Below are 24068 nucleotides of genomic sequence, written 5' to 3'. Positions count from 1 at the left end.
TAGGGACTACCTTATTGTGATTTCCACACTTGCCCAGAAAACACTCTCTTGCCCTTCAGGACAATTTTCGATGACAATATTTCAGTCATTCAGATAAATGGGCATTTAAACAACTGTAAGTACTAATCCTATTCACTACTTTTATTCACACTTTTGAATCGTTCAAATAACTTTGGTTTATCAGTTAAATAAAATTGTGCAACCACTTTAGAAAGCATCCTATAAAATCGACTTACCTATGATCCCGCACTATTAGAACGTGATAATACTGCTCAAAAATCAGGTTTTATCATTCTGAAGGCAAATGTACCAATCGGAACAATTCAATTCCTTATCTTCCATGCGCTTCTTTGCATCTTCATAGGAAAGAGGAGTAGGTACTATGACGTCATCGCCGGGATTCCAGTTAACAGGAGTATCTACTTTTTCCGAATCTGTTTTCTGGATTGCCTGAAGGCTACGTTTTATTTCATCAAGGTTTCTGCCATTGGAAATTGGATAAAAGGCCATATAGCGGATGCGTGACTCCGGGTCGATTATGAATATTCCCCTAACCGGTTGGGTATTTATGATTTCGTTTTCATCAGTTGCATTGTTCGCCCGAATGTCCTGAATATATCTCATATACCTTTTGTTCTCAGAAGGCTGGAGCATCCCATATTTTTTTACTATTGACAACCCCTGGTCTTCTACTATAGGAAATTCCACATCTATGCCCGAGATATCATTGAATTCCACCTTTTCCTTTATAGAGCGTAACCAGGAAATGTGTGATTGTACACTGTCAACTGACAGACCAAGAAGTTCGGTATTTAGCTGCCTCAATTCTGCCTCCATCTTTGCAAACATAATAAATTCAGTGGTACATACAGGCGTAAAATCTGCAGGGTGGCTGAAAAAAATTACCCATTTACCTTCATAATCTTTTGGAAAATTCACTTCCCCATGTGTGGTACGGGCCCTGAAAGAAGGAGCAAATTCGCCCATCATTGGAATTCTGGTATTCATATATTCATTTTGTTCCACAATAACCCCCCCGTTTGCATAATCTTTCTTGTATTCAGTTTGTCTGCTGTATATTTATGTTTTTGCAATATCATATTTAGATAAGAGGAGGCACAATCATCTCTTCATCGAATATTATCAACGTATCATATGCCATTTGAAATATGATTTGACCACATCCTGCCAGTAATATAGAATGCCAGTTCTCTTAGTTTCAACAACAAGATATAAAACCATGAGAAGTTCTTGCCTCTGTATAGCAATACTCTGTTTAACATGATGTAAAAATCAAATGTTAATACCTTTTATCCTGTTGGTTTAAACCTTAAACCATAGTTCTCAGTTCTGATAAAATCCTGTTTATCCATTGCATCTTTTTCAATGAAACTATAAATGAAGTAATATTTGCCCCAAAATGCAATGCCAGAAGAGTATACTCAATTGAGGCATTCCATTTTAAAACAAATTACATACAGGATATCACAATCAAGCTCTACCGACTTCTGCTTTAAAAGCCTTTAGTTTGAGGCTCATAACCGGATACCCTGAGTACTGATTTTCACTAATATCTTTGTCTTCATCTATTATCTGGACAGTGAATCCGGCATCTTTTATAGTCCCCAGATAATCATCTTTCAGCAATGCACCCCCTATACAGGCACATATAAGATCTTCATCATTCCTTTGCTCGGGGGTTAAGTCATTCAGAAGAACCATATCTGAAACATACATCCTCCCATCATTTTTGAGAACACGGTATGCTTCCCTGAATACCCTGGATTTGTCAGGTGCAAGATTGATTACACAGTTGCTTATTATGACATCAACAGAATCCGCTTCAACAGGTAAAGATTCGATATCTCCCTGCCTGAATTCGACATTATCCAATTCATACTTCTCAGCATTCTTCCTTGCTTTTGCAACCATATCTTCTGTCATATCCACGCCAATGACTTTACCGGTTTTACCCACTTTCCTTGCAGCGATAAAACTATCAAATCCTCCTCCTGAACCAAGATCAAGAACGACATCGCCTTCTTTTATCTCACCGATTGCCGTTGGATTTCCACATCCAAGTCCCAGATTTGCTGCAGAGAATGATTGTGTATCTTCAAATGAGTAGCCAATGGATGTTGATACCTCTTCCTTTGTGAGATCTCCGCAACATCCACACCCCTGTACAACATCCAATGCAATTTTTCCGTATTTTTCCTTTACAACGTTTTTCTTAGCGTCTGCATCTGCTGCATTATCAGAACAGCATGAATCTAATTTTTCAATTCCGCAATTTTCAAGTTTGTCTTTCATATTATCATCCATTATGCTGTAAATTACATATCTGCCATCTTTTTCATACTTCAGTATGCCCGCTTCACAAAGTATCTTGAGATGCCGGGATACAGTGGTTTGATCCTTGCCTGTAATTGTTGCAAAATCACATGCACAATGATCATGCTTTAGCAAGCATCCTATTATTGCAAGACGCGTTTGGTCTCCCAATGCTTTGAAGAATTTAGCTTTTTCATGAAGCATCATTTGTACATATGTGCATTTATGCATATTTAAGTTTTTGGGATTATCACTTTGTCCGAAAACAATTAGATATATGCTAGAGATACCAAATTCACAACAATTAGCAGAAGGTCTAAAAATGGGATTTAAATGTGCAATATGTTCAAAGGAAGAAAACTCTCTTCTGAAGGTAAATCATGTGAAATTAGGAGTTATAAAAATCTGTGAAGATTGCTGGTCTGAAGAATATAATAAAGGCAACTTGCTCTCTCTAAAAGGTGGATGCGACTGTTGCAGATAATCAGAGGGTACACTGATAACAAAAAGAAGTGGAGTGGAGATTGAAGTGATTCATATCGAACAGGCATTGATAAGAGTCAAGAACCAAAGACTGAGGTTTGCGTCCTTTTAATGGATTTACTCATTGTTTCTTTCCATAGTGGCCATGCATTTTTCCACCTGACATCATCGGCATCTAATCCATTGGGTTCTGTTGGTCGTTCATACAATTCCTCCTTCTATAGTAGTATTATTCACTGTCAGATCCACATCCGCTGAACGACTTCAATGCTTCTTTTGATCTTGCCTTTTTCATAGGTTTCGCAGCAAGTTTTTGAAGGTTCGGGATGATTCTTTCCATCTCTTTGTAGGGTATGCCTATGAGATTTTCTTCATCGAGTGCATCTGTAGCTTCTCTGCATCCATAGCAACCTAAACTCGAATTTAGTTTTCCTGTCACAAAGGGGATCACGGTAGAATCCACACATGTTGCCTCAAATACGGCTGTATTGAACTCCAATCGGTTTCCAGTTTCATATATGGATGCAAGTGATAGCCACATCAGCTGTTCCGGCAAGGCTTCGATCACAACAATATCCGGTTCTACTTCGATGTTCTCAAGAGGACTTAGCAGAACTGCTGCATATTTCCCTTGCTCAAGCCTGGTCATTCCTTCCATGGCGTTTCTGCCAGCATCAGGGCTATCGAACAAACCCATATTGAACAGCATCTTTCCGGAAGAGAGCATTTCAGGCAGGGGTTTCAGGCCAAAGCCAGCCGCAGAGGCAGGACAGGATATGTTTTCAGCAGTTATCAACACTTTTTCCTCCTGTCCGGCCCTCATAAGGGCCTGGCAATATCTGGATTTTGTTGCGGCATCATAGGTACCTGTAAAATCCACCTCTTCTCCAGCTTTCAGGAATTTGACTCCCACCGGCGCTCTTTGAAGATTCAATATATCTTTAAGTTCTTTTGCAAAATTTGCCATTAGGAATTCTCTCCTATTTTATCTTTAATTCGTGCACACATTGTTCCTGAACTCTCTTTTTCAGCAAGCTGCTCCATATCTTTGCAAACAAGAGGATGATGTTGGCTATTTTCAGCCATCTGCTGGATGATCCCCTTGAACAGTGGATCTGCGATGTTCAGATAGTAAAAAACCCATTGGTCTTCCTTCTTGCCTCTTACAATATCAAGATCTCTCATTTTTGCAAGATGACGGGAGACTTTGGGCTGGGGCAGGTCCAGTATCTGGCATATCTCGCACACGCAAAGTTCTCTTTGATTCAAAAGCATGAGGATTCTCAAGCGGGTCTCATCAGAGAGGACTTTAAAGAAGTCTTCCCATTTGCCTGTTATTTTTGGATTTGCTAATTCAATTGGATACATGCGTATATTCGAATATATGTATGCATGTATTAATACTTTTTGTGTGATCAGAACGGATGCGGAAAGTGATATCAAATAGAATTGTTTGAAAAATTACCATATTCATGCTGCAGTCAAATCCTCATTTCAATTACATCATAAGGTCCAGCCTGCTGCAATCAGTCTTATGGTATCGATCCGATTGCCATAGAGGTTTTTGATTCTAAATCTTATCAAGATGAGTAGTGATGGGGATTTCATCTGTGCAAATATTTGTAAAATGAGTGACCTTTAAATCCAAACTCTAAAGACAGGCTCCTCAATTAGCTGAGCAGAAATTAGAAAAGAACTCCGGACTTGTCTGCCCGATAAACGATTACATTTTTTAGTTACTCAAAAAATAAATTCAAAAAAGTAGGGTAGTGAGGTATTTCCCGGATATACCTCACTAATATGGTATTTTGTTGTATCAATCGTCGTCGCCGCTGAAACGGGCAGATTCGTGGCAGTTACCGCACGAGTTGGGCATTACATCCGCATCCTGTGTGGCAAACGGCACCAGTGCAGAGCTCTGGCCTGGCCACACCACATCGAACACATGGGATCCCACGTTCCCCTCAGCTACGGCACTTTTACCGTCCGCATCAAGAGCCAGATGCCACTGGGCGTCATCATTCACGTCCTGAAGTTTGCTGATCTTTGCCATGTGGCATGAAGTACATCTGCCAGCCGGCGAAGTCTCATTGGTCGGGGTATAGGGGGCAACACCCATACTCGCCTTCTCTTCCATGTGACTGGAGACCGCACTAGCCACAGTGTTACGGGCCAGGAACCCATCGTCCCTGGACATGTTGATTACGTCTTCTTTTGCAATCTCCTCAAATGGCCCGTGGCTTGCATGGCAGGTCAGACACAGTGTGTTGTCGTTGTAAGCGGCTTCCTCGAACTTGACCCCGTCCACCTCAAGGTCTGGAGCACCCAAGGTGTGAGCGTCGTGGCAGGTAAAGCAGGTAAGCTTTTCGTACGGGTTGTCGTAGTGAACCGAGCGGCGCATCTCAGAAAGCATCTGGGAGTGTGCACGGGCATGTGCCTGATCGGGCCAGCTGTGGAAAGTACCCTCTGTCCAGGTGCCGGAATAATCCTGCAGACCTGAAGTGGGTTGATCATAATTGTAATAGAAGTCTTCGATGTCGTTTACGCCGGGCACGAAGAAACCATTACCTAATGAATTTTCATAGCTGCCGTTATATGGGTATTTGTGAATGCCTTCGGGGGTAGCACTCTTGCCCGCATGGGATCCGTGGCACTGGCCACACAGCTCATTGCCCGCCTTGGCCGTCAGATACTGTGGTGAGATAATTTTGTTTTTATCTCCGCTTTCCGCATGTTCGGAGCCGGGGCCGTGGCATGTCTCACATGTGATGTCGAGGTCTTTGAACTCGAAGTTCGTGACAACCTGTTTAGTATCACCCGGTTCGTGGGCATCGTCGAAATCTTGTTTCTCGATCTTTGCGCCTGTGGCATGACATCCGGCACAGTTGCGTGACATGGTGTTTGCAGGATAGGCCCAGTGGTTGGGGCTCTTCTGCCAGAACTTGGGTGCAGCTACATCGTTGGGGGCCAGAGCATCGCTATCTGCAGGGGTACCGTCCTGCATGAGGTACACGGGCATATAGGATATGTAGTCTGTGTAGTCCTCCTCAAGCCAGTTGGTCACGTTGTTATCTTTTGCCCACTGGCGAACCCAGGGCACATCCTGCATCCGGCACATGTAACGTTGTTTGCCTTCGCCGAAGTTGGGATAACGGTCGGGTTGTTCATGATTGGGATCCAGCCAACCCTCGCCCCAGTTCCCCTGGCCGCCGATGGTGGCTGCCACAGGGATGAAAATGGGATTCTCCTCTGGGTCGTAAGTTCCGTTGTCCTGTTCATCCTTCCATGCGAATATGTCCCCGTCAGCCCCCGAGCAGTCGAGATCATCCTCGGTCAACTTCGTATCGCTTTCCGGATAGAATTTGAACAGATACTCCCGCTCTCCTTCAATATCACGTGTGCAAAGAACCACGTTCACCAGGCCCTCACCATCCTGCGGATCCTGCACCATCAAAAGGTCGCCATTGGGATCCCGGGGCAGCACTTTGTCACCGGGTTCGGGCCACATGTCGGGATAGATCATCTGGTCGGTGCCCTGAACCACAAAACGTGAATGTGCCGCTGCATCCCCTGTGCCATCAAAAGTTTCGAACATGTCGGACCATACCCTGCCATGGCACATCTGGCATGTCTCCATGCCAACATGGGTAGAATTGTTGCTCGGCCTGCCCGTAAGAGTGATTGTGACATCAGAAACCGTCGATCCCGAATCTACAGGGATTGACTCAAGAGTTTCACCGTCCAGATACTTCTCAGATGGTGCAGTTACATAAAGATATACTGAGCCGGCCTCGACGTTGGTAAGTTTGAAGGACCCATCAGATGCCGTGGTATTGGCGACATTTTGTCCCTCCACCTGTACGAGGGCACCCGGCACAGGATTCATTTTAACATCCACAATCTTCCCCTGAACTGTTTCAACATTTGAATCAGCAGTTTCTGGCTCTTCCGAGACACAACCCGCTATAGCTATTATAGCAATTACGATTAATAATACTAATATTCCAATTTTGTTCACTTTCAATTTCTTTACCCCCCTCTTCTTTTCAGGCATAAGTCAATCTGGCTTCATTCACCATTTTCCCTTATTTTGCCAATTATAAATTAACCTTATATTATATGTCATCGGCATAATATATACTGTTAACGCCGTAAAAATATGTGATCAAATCTCAGAGTTGTCAGGTCTTCCATCATTTTCCTGTTGGTATGTGGCTGGAATTTAAAGTCAAAACTATCAGGTGTTTTCTCACCGGAAAAACAGCAAGCATGATCCTTTCTTCAATTGCAGCAGTTTATCTGTGCATTCTCCTCTTCAAAGAGATGACCAAGCACTTCCATTGTAGTTTTGCCATCCAACAGTTGGTCAATACAGGAAAGGTTATGGAATGCAGAGTTTAGCACCATAAACGATATATAGATAACATTGTTATATAGTAAAAGCATGTGTGAAACTGGCGGACACAACTGCAAAAACAAACTCAATTATCCTGAAAGAAGATGGATCCAGTTCCTTATCCTTCGGGTAGTATGCCAGGAGCCACTTCATGGCTATGGTATAGTAAAAGCCATAGAGGAATTAAGTGAAGGCAGGCACATCATCAAATCAGGTACCATGTATACAACCCTGCGCAGGATGGAAAAAGAGGGACTGCTGGAATCCTTCTGGGAAAGAAGCGATACAGGGCCTGACAAGCGCATGTATAAGGTTACCAGGGATGGAAGGAAACATCTCAAGGAGTGGCTTGAGATGCTCATGGAACGGAAAAGGATGATGGAAAAGATTCTCTTATTCTATGAACAGGAATTCAGAGGAGATAACCGTGAAGATATTTGATGTAATAGATGAAATGAAAGGAATGCAGCCTGCAGAGGGAACAAAATCGAACCTGCTATACCAGGCAGATGAATTTAAGATAAGAAGGATCGGACTCTCTCCCCGAGATGAGATCCTGCCATGTAGGATGGCATCAAATGTTGTTTTTTATGTGGTTGCGGGCAGTGCAGAAGTGTCCGTAGATGGTGTCAGAAATTACCTTTGCGAAGGCAAGTGCCTTGTTACAGGACCTGCGACCCTTTCTATGAAAAGTGAAGAAGGTGCGACGATACTTGGCATACAGATATCAAAAATGTGATCTAATGATCGATACCTCCTTATTCATCAATGCTTTCGCACTCATATGCCTGATCTATGCATACCATCATGACAGAGAGAGGACAAAGGAGGCACTCATCAAAGCCGCTAACTCATTCATACATATAATGCCGACAATCCTTGCTATAATAGTATTCATAGGATTGTTGCTTGGATTCATACCTCCTGCACGGATATCAATGCTCATAGGCGAGCAGTCCGGTATCAATGGTGTCCTGATAGTAGCAGTCATAGGTTCCTTCCTGCACATTCCTGCCCTGATATCCTTTCCCTTAACAGCATCACTGCTTGATGCAGGAGCCACTGTGACCGTTGCCGCTGTATTCATCACAACACTCACCATGGTAGGCATGGTCACACTACCTCTTGAAATAAGGGAAATGGGCAGAAAGATGGCGCTTTTAAGGAACGGGATCAGTTTTTGCATTGCCATAATGATAGCTTTGATCATGGGGGTTATACTGTGAAACAGGAAAATAAAAAGCAAAAAATAAGAATTCCTCTTGATGTGATATCTCTGCTGGCCTTATTGGTGCTGACATTTGCCTTACTTTCTGCATACCCCGAAAAACGAGACCCTGTTACCGCGGTTTTTGCCAGTTACTTGCTCGAGATGATGCTCATATTGCCGGCTGTGATGGTGATCATGGGGCTGTTCTCAGTCTTCGTTTCCGACAAAGCGGTGGTCAAGCATCTTGGACACAGTTCCGGAATGCGGGGTTTCTTTACAGCCCTGTTTTTTGGTTCCCTCCCGACTGGTCCCCTCTACGTCGCCTTTCCCATGGCTTCCGCAATGCTTAGCAAAGGTGCCCGAATATCAAATATTGTCGTTTTTCTCTCAGCGTGGGCATGCATCAAGATGCCCCAGGAACTTGTGGAGCTGCAATTCCTTGGACTGGAATTCATGGTGGCAAGATTGATACTGACAATTATATTCGTTGGTCTCATGGGAATTATCATCGAATGGGTTATGGATAGGGCCACTGAGAAAGTATCTGGCTAATAAAGTAGTACAGAGTCTTAATGGAAGATCGATAAAATGGCCATCTATTCAATTGATGAAAGATGTTATTTTATTGCTTGGCCGGTTGTTCTTTTAGTACCATTCGTTGGTTACTTTGCCGCCGCTGCAATACCATGTGTGGCAGGATTTGGCGGAACATTGCTATTATTGCGCTATTGACAAAGACAATATGAACAACGATGGCATTCCTGGTTCTGACAATTATACAGTTGATGGGGAATCTACCAAGAGTTTTTTTAGGTTCAGACAAATTAAATGGAAACCTTTTCGATTGTTCATATTAGATGCTGTGCCGATGAGTGTTTTAGGAGCATATTCATTTATAGAATTGACAAAAAATAATATCCCATCTAATATGACTTATTATACTGTTTGTGGTATTTAGGCTTAATTTCAATAATTATCCAAATGAGGATTTCTATAGAGCAAAAAATACACTGATTTTCGAATAAGGCCTGTTAAATCACAACATTCATATATATGCATTTGCGAATATATCGGTGGAAGTAAAGTACCCAACTCAAATGAAAAAACCAAATCAGTTCCAATTAATGTGGATATTTGAATCCCCGGAATGAATGATAACATAAAAAAATTCAATCTTATCGAAACATTGGCATCCATAAATTACCAATTTCATAACTTTCCCTATGATGATCACATAAATATTTAGATGATAACTATGCCCGGATCCCCTGATGAGATGAAACTGGTGAGCAATGCCATGTCAAACGCTACCAGAAGAAAAATAATGAGTTTGCTGAAAGATGGCAGCAAATCCAAAGAAGAGATTCAAAAAATCACAGGTCCAGCGATGCTGGATTATCATTTGCAGCTCCTGCAGCAGGCAGGATTGGTAGATGCAAAAGATAAATTGTTTGAACTGACTGATTTTGGAAATCATTTTTTGGAGTCAAAAACACACACTTCAACTGGTCCCAGGAAAGATCTTTCGAAAAGTAAACCCATAGATATTGTGGAGGTCAGGCAATTTCTCCCCTGCATAGCCGATAAAAGCAAATATCGAATAATTGCACGACTTAAACCCCCACTTGAGGGAGCACTAGAGTTACTGGAGCCACTTTTTCCAAGAGCCCGATATTCAGAAAAACTTGGTGTATTGATTATTCAAAAGAAAAACCAGATTATAACTGTATATTCCACAGGAAATGTAACTATGACAATGGTATCGAGTATTGAAGAAGCTAAAAAAATACTTGAAGACTTGAAAAAAGACATTAACGATGCCATTGAAACGGGAATAAAATCTACCTTTGGAGAAAAAATTCAAGTAGATCACAATGAAGTCTATAAATATCTTCCAGGAACGAATTGTCGTATTTGTGGTGAGCAAAGCTGCTATTCTTTTGCGATTCGATTGACAGGTAATGAAACAACACTGGATAAATGTAGGCCTTTATTTGAACAAAAATATGCCATTAATCTGGAGCATTTGCAGACCTTAATGGAATATCTATAAATATTTGGTCAAACCGGTAAATCTGAACACCTGTATGAGGACTTTAGATTATTCCCGAACTTTCAAATTTACTGTAAAATTTACCTTCTATTTCTCTTCATTTACCTGTTTGCCAGGTATAATCCCTGCAATTTTCGTTTATTTCTTAATTTTAGACATGACGTTTTTCTGAATCATATTTTCATACTTCCTCCAGCTATTTTCGTCGATTTGTGGTATTGGATATTTTTTGGCCTCACTTCTTTCCTTAAGTTTGCAGGAATCAATTACCTTCTGAATAGTTTCCGGGTCTGTGGTGTCTATAAGATCTATAACTTCAATTTCCTTTAAGAAGTGATTAATTGCGGTCATGGGGATCTCATCCAGATAAGGAATAACACCCTTTGAACCGATTATCTTTTTATAATCGGCCATAGTTGAAACCCCATTTTCCACAAGCGCTATGATAGACTGGCCTGCAAAGTGCTTGCTTTCCTTGCCGCAGACAATCAGACAGTTTATTTTTGGATTAGAAAGTATATTGGCAATTACTTTTTGAATCCCAAAATTCTCAGTAAAACATGTACCACATATTGCATAATTCTGCAAGCAGGGCTTTTTATAGCCAGGGGTGAATACCCCCTCTGCTTGCGGTGTTCCATCTTCACAAGGGTCATGGATGCAATCCATATTCCTATAGTCAGAAGTGAGTGTCACAACTGCAACCGGAGAATCCGGGTCTCCTATGACATAATCGCCCTCTTCCATGGGCCAGTTGTTAGGATCAGTTGATTTGTTTGTAGCCATGAGATTCACCTCTATGGTTATTTAGGTTTCAATTGCTCAGTGCAGCTTCCACTTTAGTCATCATCTCTTTGACATCATTTTCTTCCAGATCCAAACTTCCTCCTTTTTTCATACCGAGTTCGGTTATAACTATGTTCTTACCTACTGTGAACCCTGCACGCTCCAGAGACTTCCTTGCACAAAGAAGGGGGCATCCATCAATAGCAATAATCTCATCTGTACCTTCGGCACTTTTTATGATACCAGAAACATTGCCTCCAATTCCGACGGTGCACATAATCTTACCTCTTCCCTGTTTGGTAAGTTCAACAGCTGCCCTGTTTGCCATCTGTCCTACATTGGATCCACCGGAACATGCATACAATCCAATAATCGCCGCTTCACATGCACACGTTGGCCCTTCTGCCATTTTCAGTTCTTCTGTCATAATACATTCTCCATGATTTTGATATTTATCTAGCCACTTTAACTACAGTGAATTGGTCAATCCAACAAACATTCAGGGTCTTTTTCCCCTCAACGAATTTTAAACAAAAATTTGCTTGATGGATTGTACGAAACACTTTAGATATACGTAAAAATCCTATTTATAAATTGGCATTTCAAAAATCGTTGAAACACTTATATACAAGAAACAACAACCATTTAATTAGCAATTTTCGAAATGTTGTTTGTCACGCAAGGGAGATACAGGATGAGTGAAGTGCATATCAATTCAAGTATATGTGGATTTGAACATAATGTTTTTGGAAAAAAAGAAGGCAAAAACATAATTATTGACATCGAAACGGATTGCGATAAAATAAAAAAGATGTCACATATGGAAGTACCCATTGATCGGACACTTGACATTAAGGACAATTATGTCATTTCAAAAGCACAGGAATTGAAATGTTCATCCAATTGTCTTGTGCCCTGTGGAATATTGCATGTGTGTAGGATGGAAATGGGGATTTTATCTGAGTCTTTAGCAAAAAAATCAGGAAATGTCAGTATCGACTTCAAATAAATGATTATTTTAAGCACAGTTATCTGGAATCATATTAAAATTATTTATTAAGCAGATAATATTTGGGGAAAACATGATTCAAACTATACTTATACCCACGGATTTTACGATCGAGAGCGAGAAACTGCTCTCCTGTATTGCAGAATTGAAAAACGCAGGATTGAAGAAAGCCATATTGTTGCATGTTGTGGACATCTTTAAATCCCAGGGACTTGCCCCTATGTTCAAGGAAAATGCAGAGGGAAAAATTGCCGAATACAAGCAACTACTGGAAGAAATGGGGATCGAGACAATCACACATGTTGCTGAAGGCGATGTCAATAAAACGATTATCAAAGTTGCAGATGAAGAAAACGTAGATTGTATTGTTATAGGTGCAACCACATCGGGAATCATAAAAGGAAGGCTTACAGGCAGGACTACAAACTATATTTCCCGAAGGTCCGATAAGATTCTGCTTATTGAGAAATACAATAAACTCGAAAAGGGTGAAGAAGAGCTATATGCCAAGACATGCTCTGCAAAGTTTTCAAAAGTAATGGTTCCGTTAGATTTCTCGGATAACTCAAATAAGACACTTGATATGCTCCGACAAATGAAGGATATCATTCAAGAAGTTGTCCTTGTACATATAATTGAAAATGCAAAAAATAAGACTCAACTTGAAAATAAGAAAAGGGAAAGTCTTGAGAAGCTCTATGAGATTGGTAATGATTTGAAGAAAAATTTGATAGTCAATTACGTTGTTAAGGAAGGCAAACCTGCAAAAATATTGGATGAAATTGCAGAAGAAATGGATATTACTTTGATAATGATAACAACCCATGGGGTCGAATCATTTAAGGACATCCTTCTGGGAAGTACTGCCGAAAACCTTCTCAGGAGCACTGCTAAACCGATACTGCTTATTCCTGCAGACAACAGGTGAAAACAATGGAAGAAGAAAGAGAACTTGATTTTTTCAGCAAGTATTTGTCCATATGGGTAGCCATCTGTATTATACTGGGTACTGCAGTTGGTTACCTGTTCCCCAAATTTGCAGATACAATCGGTCAATATGAAATTGCAAATGTATCTATTCCAATTGCAATCGTCCTGCTGGTCATGATGTACCCTATCATGTTAAAAATCAGTTTTGAGGAAATACTGAAAGTAAAAGAAAATAAAAAACCTCTCTATTTGACAGTTTTTGTAAACTGGGCAATCAAACCATTTACAATGACCATAATTGCCTGGATATTTATCAGTATATTTTTCTCTGGTCTTATACCACTCAATCTGCAAGCAGAATATATTGCGGGCTTGATTATACTGGGACTTGCACCCTGTACCGCAATGGTACTGGTATGGACATATTTAGCAAACGGTAATATCAATTACGCCCTTGTTCAGGTTTCTGTAAATGACTTGATTATATTGATATTGTTTGCTCCCTTAGGAGCGTTTCTTGTTGGCCAGACCACTGACTTCCCAATACCTGTACTGACCATATTCTATTCTGTATTATTCTATGTAGCACTTCCTCTTGTCCTTGCAATGTTAACCAGACATTATGTCATTAAAAGCAAAGGCCTAAGCTGGTTTGAGAATAATCTAATCAATAAAATAGAATGGATTACACCCGCGGGACTTCTTGTAACTTTGATTTTGATTTTTACTCTTCAGGGTGAAATGATAATCAAATATCCTTTCCATATTGTCTTGATTGCTATACCTATCATAGTACAAACATATTTTATATTTGCAATCAGCTATTATGGTGCAAAAAAGCTGAAAATCCCCTTCTATGAAGCTGCACCTTCTACATTCATTGCACCAAGTAACTTCTTTGAACTGGCAGTAGCCACTACATTAATACTCTTTGGTGCAACTTCAGGAGCAACACTGGCAACTGTAGTAGGTGTGCTGGTCGAAGTACCTGTAATGTTATCACTTGTAAAGATAATGAAAATGAACAGGCACAAATTCCAGTTTGAAGAAGGAATGTGATAGTTGATTTAAAAATATAAGATGTATATTCATCTTATATTTTTATAGTGCAGGTGATCTTGCTTGGAATCAGGAATAAAACATGAAGACATTGTGCAGGCAACAGTATCGGCCATACAAAAAGCCGAAACTGTCCTGACGGAAGATGTAGTTGCCTCTCTTGAAAAAGCCGAACAGGAGGAAAGCAGTGAAGTCGCACAATCCCATTTAAAGGCAATACTGAAAAACATAGGGATTGCTCACAGGCATTCTGTGCCCATATGCCAGGATACCGGAATTATCATTCTTTTCGTGGAAATAGGCCGCAAAATATCTCTACTTCCAGACATTGAACAAGCTCTTATTGAGGGGGTCAGAAAGGCCACAGTGGAAGTACCCCTACGCCCCAATGTCGTTCATCCCCTGACACGTGAAAACAGCGGGGACAATACCGGGAATGGATTGCCTGACATAAAGTATTCTTTTAATGATTCCGATAAAATAAGGATCACCGCAGTCCCAAAAGGCGCCGGGTCGGAAAACATGAGCATACTGAAAATGCTTAATCCTTCCGAAGTAGACTCCATTGACCAACTTGTTCTGGAAACTGTCATGAATGCCGGCGGTAAACCCTGTCCTCCTATCATCCTGGGAATAGGTCTCGGTGGTTCCTTCGACAAGGCCGCCCTGCTCGCCAAGACCGCCCTGTTGGGAAGGGTTGATAATATGGACCAGCAGGAACTAAACATGCTGGAAAAGGTCAACCGTTTAGGTGTGGGCCCCATGGGTACCGGAGGGGACACAACAGCCCTGGCCGTACACATCAATAAGGCCTATTGCCATACTGCATCCCTCCCTGTTGCAATCAATATCCAGTGCTGGGCCAACAGGCATGCAACAGCCGTTATCGGAGGTGACGGACAGTGGAATATCATCTGAAGACTCCGCTCAAAACAGAAGATATAGAAACCCTTCGTACAGGGGATATAGTATATCTATCCGGTAAAGTCCTGACAGCCAGGGACGAAGCCCACAAGCGTATTCTTGAGACTCCACTCAAAGAGATGCCGTTTTCTCTGGAAGGAGGTGCAATCTACCACTGCGGGCCACTCATGAAAAAAGATGATTCGGGACAATGGGAAGTTGTCGCTGCAGGTCCTACCACAAGTGCACGTATGTCTGCAATGACCCCAAAATTCCTTGAACTACACAATGTCAGGATACTGATAGGCAAAGGAGGGATGGACAACATTGCCGATTCTTTCAGGGGTAAATGCGTCTATCTTGCCTATACGGGCGGCTGCGCAGCCCTGGCGGCAGCTTCCATAAAAAATGTGCATGCTGTCCACTGGCTTGACCTGGGTATGCCAGAGGCGGTATGGGAGCTGGAAATGGATGAATTCGGCCCCCTGATAGTAGGAATTGATATAAAAGGCAATGATCTATTCAGCAATATCAGGAAAAATGCAAAAGAGAACCTGAATGAGATCTCCAGGCCCTGATAGAAATAAATCGATTGATAGAAATAACGGGTTTCTCGAAAACTTAAATAAGTTTATCCGATGTTATAGTGTAAAACTCATATAAGGTGTAAAAATGGAACTTAAGGTCCAGCCAATCGATGTCAAAGTCGGAAAATACAAAGTTATTCTGAATTCCATAGATGCAAAGGAACTTGGTGTCTATGAAGGTGACAGGGTGCGGGTTACAGGACATGTTACAGTTACTGCGATTGTTGATTTTACCGAGGATATGATTTCTCCGGGAATGATCGGTCTGTACCATGAGATAAAAGAGAAATTACAGAGGGAATGGACCGAGATCGTCGAGATTGAACCCGCAGAGAGGCCCAAATCAGCAAGGATCATACGTAAGAATATGGATGGGGAAAGACTCGCTCAGGAAGAAATACACGGCCTTGTGAAGGACATTGTCGAAGAGAACCTGAGTGAAATCGAATTAGCCGCTTTCCTGACATCCACATATATCAATGATATGACAGATGATGAAACTGAATGGCTGACCCGGGCGATGATAGATACAGGAGAAAAACTTGAATTTGCGAAGGGTCCTATCATGGATAAGCATTCTATCGGAGGAGTGCCCGGAAACAAAATTTCCCTCCTGGTAGTACCAATTGTAGCAGCTAACGGGCTACTGATTCCAAAAACAAGTTCCCGTGCAATTACAGGTGCAGGAGGCACGTCCGATCTTATGGAAGTTCTGGCACCAGTGGAATTCTCTGCCACAGAAGTAAAAGAGATGACCGAAAAGGTTGGAGGTGTTCTGGTCTGGGGTGGCGCCACCAATATTGCCCCTGCGGATGACAAACTTATCAAGGTTGAATATCCGTTGTCAATTGATCCGCATTGCCAGCTGCTGGCATCCATTATGGCCAAAAAAGGAGCAGTTGGTGCTGATAATGTGGTTATTGACATACCCACCGGCCCCGGCACCAAAATCGCAAACGTGCAGCAAGGTAGAAAACTTGCTCGTGATCTTATCAATCTGGGTGAGCGACTCGGCATGAATGTTGACTGTGCCCTTACCTACGGTGCTTCCCCGGTTGGTCGGACTGTTGGACCCGCACTTGAAGTACGTGAGGCTCTTAAGGTACTTGAAACCGGAGAAGGACCAAACAGCCTTATCGAGAAAAGTATGGTCCTTGCGGGTATGTTGCTTGAGATGGGTGGGGTGGCTGCCCGTGGTCAGGGCAATGAACTTGCCATGGAAACCCTTAAAAATGGCAAAGCTCTTGCCAAATTCCGGGAAATCATAGAAGTACAGGGCGGTGACCCCAGTGTTAGTTATAAGGACATTACTGTCGGTGAACATACAGCTGAGATAACCGCACCTGCAAATGGATATGTACTTGAATTCAAAAATAAGAGAGTGGTACAGATTGCACGGCTTGCCGGTGCACCCAATGATAAGGGAGCCGGTGTGCTGATTCATAAGAAACAGGGCGAACCGGTCAAAAAGGCGAACCGGTTCTTATCATTCATGCAGAAAAGAAAAATAAACTGGAAACAGCTCTGCAGAATGCCCAGAGAGATTCTCCTATAGTGGTTGAAGGTATGCTACTTGAAAGAGTACAGTCATTTAAGGAAGTGTAAAGCGGCCATTACGCTTTAATACCCTTTTTCCTATTTTTGCCCATGAAAAGAATTGTAATATTGCGTCTGGGACACAGGCCGGAAAGAGATAAACGTATCACAACCCATGTGGCCCTTACAGCAAGGGCTTTCGGTGCTGAAGGGATACTCCTTGCAAGTAACGATCCCTCTATTACCCGGAGTGTAACCCAGCTGTGCCAACGCTGGGGAGGAGAATTTTATATCCGCAATGATGTAAAATGGAAGACCGAGATTAAAAAATGGAAATCAGAAGGTGGAAAGGTTTGCCACCTTTCAATGTATGGTATCAATCTGCCAGATGCCGTACCATCCATACGGGAATGCGAGAAACTCATGATCGTTGTCGGTGCGGAAAAAGTCCCTTTTGAGGTGTATGAACTGGCTGACTGGAATGTTGCGGTAGGTAACCAGCCTCATTCTGAAGTGGCTGCTGTAGCCGTTACTCTGGACAGGATCGCAGAAGATGAGCCCCTTGAGAGTGAATTTAAGGATGCACAACTTCATGTTGTACCAATGGATCGCGGGAAAAAGGTAATCGAAAATCCCTGATTCAGTCTTCCTTTTCATCTTTGACCTCTGCACCTCTGTATATCTTATTGCGCTCGTATCCACCAAATCCCCTGTGTTTGCGATCCCTTTTTCTGGATGATTCTGCAAGCATTTTTTCCAGTTCATCATCCGATATTTCGTCTGAATCTATATTCCCACCTCAGCAAGTGCGTATCAGGGGATTGTGGTCAATAAATTCGGTGTCGACACCCAGATCATTTTCCAGACGGGTTGCAAGGGCTTGCATTGCAGGATTTTCGGTGGCATAATGGGTGGCATCCACCAGAAGCATATCCGTAAAATTGTGGATTATATCATGTTTAAGTTCAGAGGACACATAGGCATCTACCCCCATAGAATTAGCAATATCAAGGAAAGGTCCTTTAAAGCCACTTCCACCGAAAACCATAACTTTGGAAATCATTTTTTTTTCACCGACATACTGTACATGGGTATTCAGGGACTTGCAGACGTGGTTGATGAAAACATCCCTTGAGACAGGAACCATTTCTCCTATGCATCCCATGTCCAGTTTCTCAACATTTTTAAGACCCAGCTTTTCAGCAAGGATATCATTCACTCCTCCTTCTGCGCGGTCATAGTTGGTATGCATTGCATAGAGAGAAATATTGTTATCCAGCGCAATCTTCAGTTTTGTGGCCAGCTTGCAGGAGATTGAATTAATTGAATGGAATAATAAGGTATGGTGTGTAATGAGCAGATCTGCCCCTATATCTGCTGCCCGGTTGAGTGTGTACTCGGTAGGGTCCAGGGCCACAGCTATCTGATTAACTTCATTTTTCAGATCAAGTGTCAGTCCTATCCTGCCTTGATCAAATTCTTCTGCAAGTTCGGGAGGTGCAATTATTTCCAATTTTCTTACAATTTCTGAAAGATTCATATTCCTGAAATTAATTTATCACAATATCAAACTGTCGGGTTTTAGATCGATAGCTTTTTATTGATATGTATGCATGTACATAACGCATAGGAAATAGCCGATTGTCTCGTCGGAAAAACACTGGCCGAATAGATGTTACCTCTCTCAAAAATCGTTGCATGCAGCATTTATCGGTAGTCTCCAATCCTTTAAGTCTATTCGGAAAGTGTTATTCTATGCAACTGGCAAATTGGTTTTTTCCAGGAATTTTTTTATACACTTAGGACTTGAAATACTGGTGTAAATTAAAGGTTGGTTTAGTATGATAGAGAATTTTGAACATTACTTGCTGGAAGACTGTCCTTACGGAGATGAAACCACAGAACTGCTTCAGATAAATGGTGAAGGTACCCTGAATATCCTGTCGCGGGATGAGGGAATTGGTGCATGTGCCGATGATCTGGAACAATTTTACAGGAATAAAGGACTGGATGTGACCTACAGGGTTGAGAACGGTGAATATTTCGAAGGAGGAGCTGTAATATTCTCCGCACAAGGAGACTTAAGAACGTTGTTCAAACTCTGGCGTATCTCCCAGACTTTCCTTTCAATAGTATGTGCGATTGCAGCACGGACCCATAATTTCGTAGAGGCTGCAAGAAAAGAAAATCCCGATATAATGATTGCAACAAGTCGCAAAACCCATCCCGGATTCAGAAAATATGAATTAAAGGCAGTAAAGGTAGCAGGAGGAACACACCACCGCAATTCTTTGAGTGATTCCATTCTTGTGACCCAGAACCATCTGGATGTAGCGGATTCTTTTGAGACTCTCAGGGCAGTTAAAAAGATAGAAATAGAACCACGTGATAATGACGAAGCGCTCAAATATGCTGGAATTGCAGATGTCCTGTTGCTTGACCATTATTCCCCCGAAGAGATGGCCACGATTGTTATCAAACTTAAAAAAATAAATCCTGGTCTTGAGATTGCTGTGGGTGGCATAAAATCGGATGAAATTCCACAATATGCCCCTTATGTGGATATAATTGTCTCCACTGCACCTTATTATGCCCAACCTCTTGATCTGACTACCAGAATTGAAAGAACTTGAGGTGGTCCAATGAGTGATCTACTAATCAGATTGATTGACAGGCTGGGTAAAGAATATGCTGATACTTTCCCTGGAAATATTGTGGATGAAATTACTCTGGGAGTGGTTTACAGTGGTGCCAGAATTGGTACCCACGGGGGTGTTGCTGCAACCCAGATTCCTCAATCAGCCCACTGTGAAACCCTTTCATCCGCAGGTACAATGCATAATAACCCTCTGCCACAGGTTCTGGAGATGGGTAAATCATCCAATTCCCTAAAACGTACAGTTGCGGCCAGTGCACTCAATGCTTTCATTAAAAAGACCGGGGAAGAGATTTCTTCCTACGAATCATCAGATACCAGTGTCTTGGATATTATAAAAAATAATGACAGGGTAGCAATGGTAGGTCATTTTGCCCCTATGATTCCCGCTATATTAAAAAAAGCCTCAACCCTTTATGTGGCGGAAAAAAGGCCAATAAAAGATGAAAGGATAACTATTGTACCTGAGGAAGAACTAAAAGAAACGATAGCATCATCCGATGTTGCTATAATCACAGGTACCACTCTTTTGAACAACTCCCTTGACCCTCTGCTGGAATCAGTGAGTCAGGCATCTAACACGATACTGCTTGGACCTACTACGCCCCTGTACCCGGAACCTTTCTTTGAAGAGGGATTTACTGCTGTAATGGGTACAAAAATTGATGATGCACCAACAATGCTAAGAGTAGTTAGTCAGGCTGGCGGGACAAAACACCTTCACAGAAACTGTGGCACAAAAATATCCTTTGTTCAGTAAATATCAGATTAAGCGCTCAGGGTTGGAATAGATGTAAAGATTGGGCCTGCGTGCAAATCCCACGAGTGTCATATTATTTTGCCTTGCAAGCCTGATTCCCTGATCCATTGGTGCGGCTTTACTCACCATAAGGGGAATTCTGGCATTGACGCCTTTTCCTACCATTGTAACAGACAACCGTCCTGAAGTCGCCATAATACAATTATTAAGTTTCACACCATCCAGTGCAGCTTTACCGATTGCTTTATCAACTGCTGATGCCCGGCTAACATCCTCACAAAATGTGAGTATTTCTCCTTGCGAGGTTGCGATTACAGTCGAATGGGCACCACCGGTACGCCTCCATATTTTGCCCTCTTCAAAAATGTAGTCTATTAGATCGAACAGGATTTTTTTTCTGACCCTCATATTCGGGTTCGGGATGGCTTTGTTTTTTGTAAGCTGATGCATCTTCCATAGTGCACAGTCACATAAATAGGAAGAGATGATAACATCTTTATCCTCTGATGGTGATTTTGTTTTACATAATAATTTTTTTTCGTGAACATCAATTGAAATAATCTGGTCAATATTTTCAATGTGCCCTTCACATATGAGATGGCCAGCGGCCATTTCCTTGAGTTCCCTGGGACTTGCCAAAAAAGAGGATATGAAGTTGCCATTCAGGAAAACTTCATAATTTTCCTCAATCACAACATCCACATAGATTTCTTCAGGGGAAGCTTCGCCTTTTACTTCGATACATTTTATGGGAATGTAAGGAGCGGTATCATCCCGCTCCTCCTCTTTCCACGTAATCTCAGTATCCGGTTTATTATCGAAGTGCCAATCTTTTTCATTCATACTTAGCTCTTCATTTCCTTTACCTTCGCAAAGAGCTGCTTGAGGGTGTCCTCATTGCTTTCTGTGAAGTCAAAGGGAGAGGATGTGAAGGGCTTGAAGTAAACGGACACATTGTCCAGTCTGTAGAATGTACCGTCACATTCCATGGCATCAATTACGCCGGGCAGTATTACGTCAGCTGCGGTTGGTGTTGGGCCTGGAGCAATGTCTATGCATACCATTGGAATTTCTGTAAGGTAGGATGCACAGTCTGCCGGAGTATGTGCTATAAGATCGGCACCTACAACCATTGCTGCATCAGTATCCTTTTCCCTGAGAATATCCACACAGCTTGTTTCACCAGGGTTGTACCTGGGATAGCCCCGTGTAAAATCAAGGGCAAACGGATAACCGTAGAGATAGGATGCAACCATGTTAAATCCTGCAACATTGCAGTGACCACGAAGTGCACCGATACTGGCTTTAGTACCGTGGTTGTTGTTCAACTCTTTTATGACGTTAAGTGCCATTTCGATGTTGCGGTGTTTTCCGTATGATGAACTGACACCCAGACCAACAGAGAAACTGGCAAAGTTGGCATCGAGGATCATGTCCACCATTTCTTCCATAACGGATATAGGCACACCGGTGACCTTTTCAACGGAGTGGTGAGGCTCTTTACCGTTAAGGATTGTCAAAAGAGCATTGAACAGTTCATAATCACTGTTGGGATTGAGCTGGACATGAAGGTCTGAAGCATCGGCTGTCGGTGTCCTTCTTGGATCCACAGTAATAACTTTCCTGTCGAAACGTCCCCTCTTGGTCCAGTATCCTCTGGGGAAAATACCGTATTTGGACATATGCCTGGGCATGGATTCCAGCGGGTTGGTACCCCAGTAGATGTTCACGTCACTGCGGTTCTTTTTGGTACCTGCTGTGGCAGCAGCACATCCTGCTTCCTGGATACCCATAACCGTCGGCCCGTGGCATATTGTTGCATTGGAGTCTACTGTTCCACCAAGATATTCGCCTATATGCAGACCTACTTCCTGGGCCTCACAGGAGGTTTCACTTCCCATAAAGAGCATGGGTTTCTTTGAAGCAGCGAGGATTTCTGCGGCCTTTGTCAGGGCTTCCTCCCAGCTAACTTCCACGAATTTCCCATCCTTTTTGATCATGGGTTTCCTTATACGGTGATCACTCACGATCTCCTGGAACTTTGCATTCCCCATCTTACATGCGTTCTTGACAGTGATGCTGTTATCTTTCAGTTCCACCTGCACATCATCACAAGAAGCACCACAGACGGGACAGAATATGTTCTTGAACATTTCACTTACCTCCTGCATATACTTTCAATACAATATCCTCAGCTGTGAGAACCTCCTCGTCAGTGGGTTCTATATCAACAGGACTGCCTTTGTAAAGAGGTGATCCTGTGGAGAAGGTGTGCGGGTCAATTACCACGTTGGACCAGATGGCACGGGGCATGAATACATTGCCACACATAACTCTGTCAGTGCATCTTGTGTATACAGCTACTGTATGTTTGCCATCCATGCTGGTTACCTTCACCTTTTCCGGACATCCAAGTTCCTCAAAGTCCAAAGGAGAAATCCAGCACAGGGCACATTCCTTCATGTAACCTTCGGAATATTTTTCGCCACCCTTGGCAAATTGTCCTTCATAAATTGTACTTCCGGTATTTAGTAATGCTTTCATGATATCACCTCAGAGCTCCAGGTTTGCTTCCTTGCCAGCATACAGGACCCCTTTTGGTTTTTTGGATATGGCAAAGTCACCTGTGAATTTTTTAAATGCTCCACCACATTCGATATCCTCAAAACAGAGATCATATTGCTCATCTTCATACTGCATACCGGGAGTGAAATTGGCAATATGGCCTTCGACCACAATTGTCCCGCCGCTCATTTCGGCACCAATTGCACGTATAGCATTTCCTTTGATGACAATGAGGCCACCGGACTGGCGTATACCGCAGAAGTTTTCAGCATTACCGTTTATGATGATTTCACCACCTGTAATGCCTCCTCCCACCTGGCTCTGGACATTTCCGTCAACAACGATACGTCCGCCGCTCATTCCTTTCCAGCTGCCGCGGTAGGCACATCCCAGATGATCGACTGTGTTGCCCTTAATATGGAGCAAACCACCTTTCATTTCGGTTCCTGCCCATGAATCTGCATCTCCTTCCACGACAATTTCGCCGCCTTTCATCTCAGCTGCGACTTTCATGCCGGTGGTTCCCTGAATAGTGATTTTGCCGGCGGTCATTTCAGCACCGATCATTTTCACACGGGACACATCGCCTTTTATCAGAATGGAAGTTTCTTCAGCAGAACTTCCGCCCTGACCTTCCACATCAAAGAAATTCTTCAAGGGCAACTGGTCCGGACCCTGCCAGACTATCAACTGCTCAATTTCTTCTTTGCTCTTGCCTGCAAACTCGTCTGGTTTGATTACATCGGCTTCGATCTTAATATCAATTTCAGTGTTTGGTGTAAGTACTACCTCTGTCATGAC

The 24068-nt window shown here is 42.5% G+C and carries 26 protein-coding genes and 2 pseudogenes; 15 read left to right on the top strand and 13 right to left on the bottom strand.

Annotated elements, in window-relative coordinates; all coding sequences use genetic code 11:
• Positions 1-279 precede the first annotated feature (279 nt).
• From MMAH_RS06460 to MMAH_RS10855, 3 genes and pseudogenes are all read right to left on the bottom strand, one after another.
• Positions 280-1026 carry a redoxin domain-containing protein gene (locus MMAH_RS06460; protein WP_013037742.1) on the bottom strand — a complete coding sequence of 249 codons (747 nt, stop codon included), beginning with the start codon at positions 1024-1026 and terminating at the stop codon, positions 280-282.
• 465 nt (positions 1027-1491) lie between these two features.
• Positions 1492-2286, bottom strand: a complete 795-nt coding sequence (gene arsM, locus MMAH_RS06455; protein WP_048902276.1) for an arsenite methyltransferase — start codon at positions 2284-2286, stop codon at positions 1492-1494.
• A 30-nt stretch (positions 2287-2316) separates the two neighbouring features.
• A pseudogene (locus tag MMAH_RS10855) lies at positions 2317-2538 on the bottom strand (ArsR/SmtB family transcription factor); the annotation flags it as partial.
• 73 nt (positions 2539-2611) lie between these two features.
• Between MMAH_RS10855 and MMAH_RS10495 the strand changes: the two are divergent.
• The gene (locus tag MMAH_RS10495; protein WP_157198705.1) at positions 2612-2818 is read left to right on the top strand and encodes a hypothetical protein; all 207 of its coding nucleotides are present in this window, start codon (positions 2612-2614) and stop codon (positions 2816-2818) included.
• Positions 2819-3046: 228 nt separating this feature from the next.
• Here MMAH_RS10495 and MMAH_RS06450 read toward each other — a convergent pair whose 3' ends face one another.
• The 3 genes from MMAH_RS06450 to MMAH_RS06440 form a co-directional block, all read right to left on the bottom strand.
• On the bottom strand, positions 3047-3784 hold the full coding sequence (locus MMAH_RS06450) for a DUF169 domain-containing protein (protein WP_013037739.1): 738 nt from the start codon (positions 3782-3784) through the stop codon (positions 3047-3049).
• On the bottom strand, positions 3784-4185 hold the full coding sequence (locus tag MMAH_RS06445) for an ArsR/SmtB family transcription factor (RefSeq protein WP_013037738.1): 402 nt from the start codon (positions 4183-4185) through the stop codon (positions 3784-3786). Before MMAH_RS06445 ends, MMAH_RS06450 begins: the two co-directional genes overlap by 1 nt.
• Before the next feature lie 448 nt (positions 4186-4633).
• Positions 4634-6835 (bottom strand): carboxypeptidase regulatory-like domain-containing protein, encoded by a 2202-nt coding sequence (locus MMAH_RS06440; protein WP_245526267.1) that lies wholly within the window; start codon positions 6833-6835, stop codon positions 4634-4636.
• Between the two features lie 426 nt (positions 6836-7261).
• On the opposite strand from MMAH_RS06440, the gene MMAH_RS06430 reads away from it, so the two are divergent.
• From MMAH_RS06430 to MMAH_RS06410, 5 genes are all read left to right on the top strand, one after another.
• Complete coding sequence (locus MMAH_RS06430) at positions 7262-7654, top strand: PadR family transcriptional regulator (protein ID WP_013037736.1); 393 nt, start codon at positions 7262-7264, stop codon at positions 7652-7654.
• Positions 7641-7952 carry a cupin domain-containing protein gene (locus MMAH_RS06425; protein ID WP_013037735.1) on the top strand — a complete coding sequence of 104 codons (312 nt, stop codon included), beginning with the start codon at positions 7641-7643 and terminating at the stop codon, positions 7950-7952. Before MMAH_RS06430 ends, MMAH_RS06425 begins: the two co-directional genes overlap by 14 nt.
• Before the next feature lie 4 nt (positions 7953-7956).
• On the top strand, positions 7957-8439 hold the full coding sequence (locus tag MMAH_RS06420) for a permease (RefSeq protein WP_013037734.1): 483 nt from the start codon (positions 7957-7959) through the stop codon (positions 8437-8439).
• Complete coding sequence (locus tag MMAH_RS06415) at positions 8436-8975, top strand: permease (protein WP_013037733.1); 540 nt, start codon at positions 8436-8438, stop codon at positions 8973-8975. Before MMAH_RS06420 ends, MMAH_RS06415 begins: the two co-directional genes overlap by 4 nt.
• Positions 8976-9747: 772 nt before the next feature.
• A complete protein-coding gene (locus tag MMAH_RS06410; protein WP_245526266.1) occupies positions 9748-10476 on the top strand; it encodes a (Fe-S)-binding protein in 729 nt (242 codons plus the stop codon).
• Positions 10477-10614: 138 nt separating this feature from the next.
• On the opposite strand, the gene MMAH_RS06405 is transcribed toward MMAH_RS06410, so the two are convergent.
• On the bottom strand, positions 10615-11262 hold the full coding sequence (locus MMAH_RS06405; protein ID WP_013037731.1) for a tetrahydromethanopterin S-methyltransferase subunit A: 648 nt from the start codon (positions 11260-11262) through the stop codon (positions 10615-10617).
• Between the two features lie 28 nt (positions 11263-11290).
• Entirely contained in the window at positions 11291-11689 is a 399-nt protein-coding gene (locus MMAH_RS06400) for a putative zinc-binding protein (protein WP_013037730.1), read from the bottom strand.
• 267 nt (positions 11690-11956) lie between these two features.
• Here MMAH_RS06400 and MMAH_RS06395 point away from each other — a divergent pair, with 267 nt between their 5' ends.
• The 7 genes and pseudogenes from MMAH_RS06395 (at position 11957) to MMAH_RS06365 (ending at position 17925) form a co-directional block, all read left to right on the top strand.
• Complete coding sequence (locus MMAH_RS06395) at positions 11957-12271, top strand: DUF6951 family protein (protein WP_013037729.1); 315 nt, start codon at positions 11957-11959, stop codon at positions 12269-12271.
• A 73-nt stretch (positions 12272-12344) separates the two neighbouring features.
• Entirely contained in the window at positions 12345-13199 is an 855-nt protein-coding gene (locus MMAH_RS06390; RefSeq protein WP_013037728.1) for a universal stress protein, read from the top strand.
• A gap of 5 nt (positions 13200-13204) precedes the next feature.
• Positions 13205-14260 (top strand): ACR3 family arsenite efflux transporter, encoded by a 1056-nt coding sequence (gene arsB, locus MMAH_RS06385; protein ID WP_013037727.1) that lies wholly within the window; start codon positions 13205-13207, stop codon positions 14258-14260.
• 63 nt (positions 14261-14323) lie between these two features.
• The gene (locus tag MMAH_RS06380) at positions 14324-15178 is read left to right on the top strand and encodes a fumarate hydratase (protein WP_013037726.1); all 855 of its coding nucleotides are present in this window, start codon (positions 14324-14326) and stop codon (positions 15176-15178) included.
• A complete protein-coding gene (locus MMAH_RS06375) occupies positions 15163-15741 on the top strand; it encodes a FumA C-terminus/TtdB family hydratase beta subunit (protein ID WP_013037725.1) in 579 nt (192 codons plus the stop codon). Before MMAH_RS06380 ends, MMAH_RS06375 begins: the two co-directional genes overlap by 16 nt.
• Positions 15742-15835: 94 nt before the next feature.
• Positions 15836-17355 (top strand): annotated as a pseudogene (locus MMAH_RS06370) (AMP phosphorylase).
• Positions 17356-17397: 42 nt separating this feature from the next.
• Positions 17398-17925 carry a tRNA (cytidine(56)-2'-O)-methyltransferase gene (locus MMAH_RS06365; protein ID WP_013037723.1) on the top strand — a complete coding sequence of 176 codons (528 nt, stop codon included), beginning with the start codon at positions 17398-17400 and terminating at the stop codon, positions 17923-17925.
• Positions 17926-18085: 160 nt separating this feature from the next.
• On the opposite strand, the gene MMAH_RS06360 is transcribed toward MMAH_RS06365, so the two are convergent.
• Positions 18086-18826: a Nif3-like dinuclear metal center hexameric protein gene (locus MMAH_RS06360; protein ID WP_013037721.1), complete on the bottom strand. Its 741-nt coding sequence runs from the start codon at positions 18824-18826 to the stop codon at positions 18086-18088.
• 301 nt (positions 18827-19127) lie between these two features.
• On the opposite strand from MMAH_RS06360, the gene MMAH_RS06355 reads away from it, so the two are divergent.
• Both MMAH_RS06355 and MMAH_RS06350 read left to right on the top strand, forming a co-directional pair.
• Positions 19128-19919 carry a beta/alpha barrel domain-containing protein gene (locus tag MMAH_RS06355; RefSeq protein ID WP_013037720.1) on the top strand — a complete coding sequence of 264 codons (792 nt, stop codon included), beginning with the start codon at positions 19128-19130 and terminating at the stop codon, positions 19917-19919.
• 9 nt (positions 19920-19928) lie between these two features.
• Complete coding sequence (locus tag MMAH_RS06350) at positions 19929-20702, top strand: DUF364 domain-containing protein (protein WP_013037719.1); 774 nt, start codon at positions 19929-19931, stop codon at positions 20700-20702.
• Positions 20703-20705: 3 nt separating this feature from the next.
• Here the strand turns inward: MMAH_RS06350 and fdhD are convergent, their stop codons facing one another.
• Genes fdhD through MMAH_RS06330 form a run of 4 tightly spaced genes read right to left on the bottom strand, consistent with a single transcriptional unit; the run spans position 20706 to position 24065 of the window.
• Positions 20706-21545 carry a formate dehydrogenase accessory sulfurtransferase FdhD gene (gene fdhD, locus MMAH_RS06345; protein ID WP_013037718.1) on the bottom strand — a complete coding sequence of 280 codons (840 nt, stop codon included), beginning with the start codon at positions 21543-21545 and terminating at the stop codon, positions 20706-20708.
• A gap of 2 nt (positions 21546-21547) precedes the next feature.
• Positions 21548-22855, bottom strand: coding sequence for a formylmethanofuran dehydrogenase subunit B (locus MMAH_RS06340; RefSeq protein ID WP_013037717.1), 1308 nt, complete (start codon positions 22853-22855; stop codon positions 21548-21550).
• Between the two features lies 1 nt (position 22856).
• Positions 22857-23246 carry a molybdopterin dinucleotide binding domain-containing protein gene (locus MMAH_RS06335; protein ID WP_013037716.1) on the bottom strand — a complete coding sequence of 130 codons (390 nt, stop codon included), beginning with the start codon at positions 23244-23246 and terminating at the stop codon, positions 22857-22859.
• A 9-nt stretch (positions 23247-23255) separates the two neighbouring features.
• A complete protein-coding gene (locus tag MMAH_RS06330) occupies positions 23256-24065 on the bottom strand; it encodes a formylmethanofuran dehydrogenase subunit C (protein ID WP_013037715.1) in 810 nt (269 codons plus the stop codon).
• Positions 24066-24068: the final 3 nt, after the last annotated feature.

The organism is Methanohalophilus mahii DSM 5219 (assembly GCF_000025865.1).
In the GTDB taxonomy this organism is placed as follows: domain Archaea; phylum Halobacteriota; class Methanosarcinia; order Methanosarcinales; family Methanosarcinaceae; genus Methanohalophilus; species Methanohalophilus mahii.
This window is presented reverse-complemented; position numbering and strand designations above follow the sequence as displayed.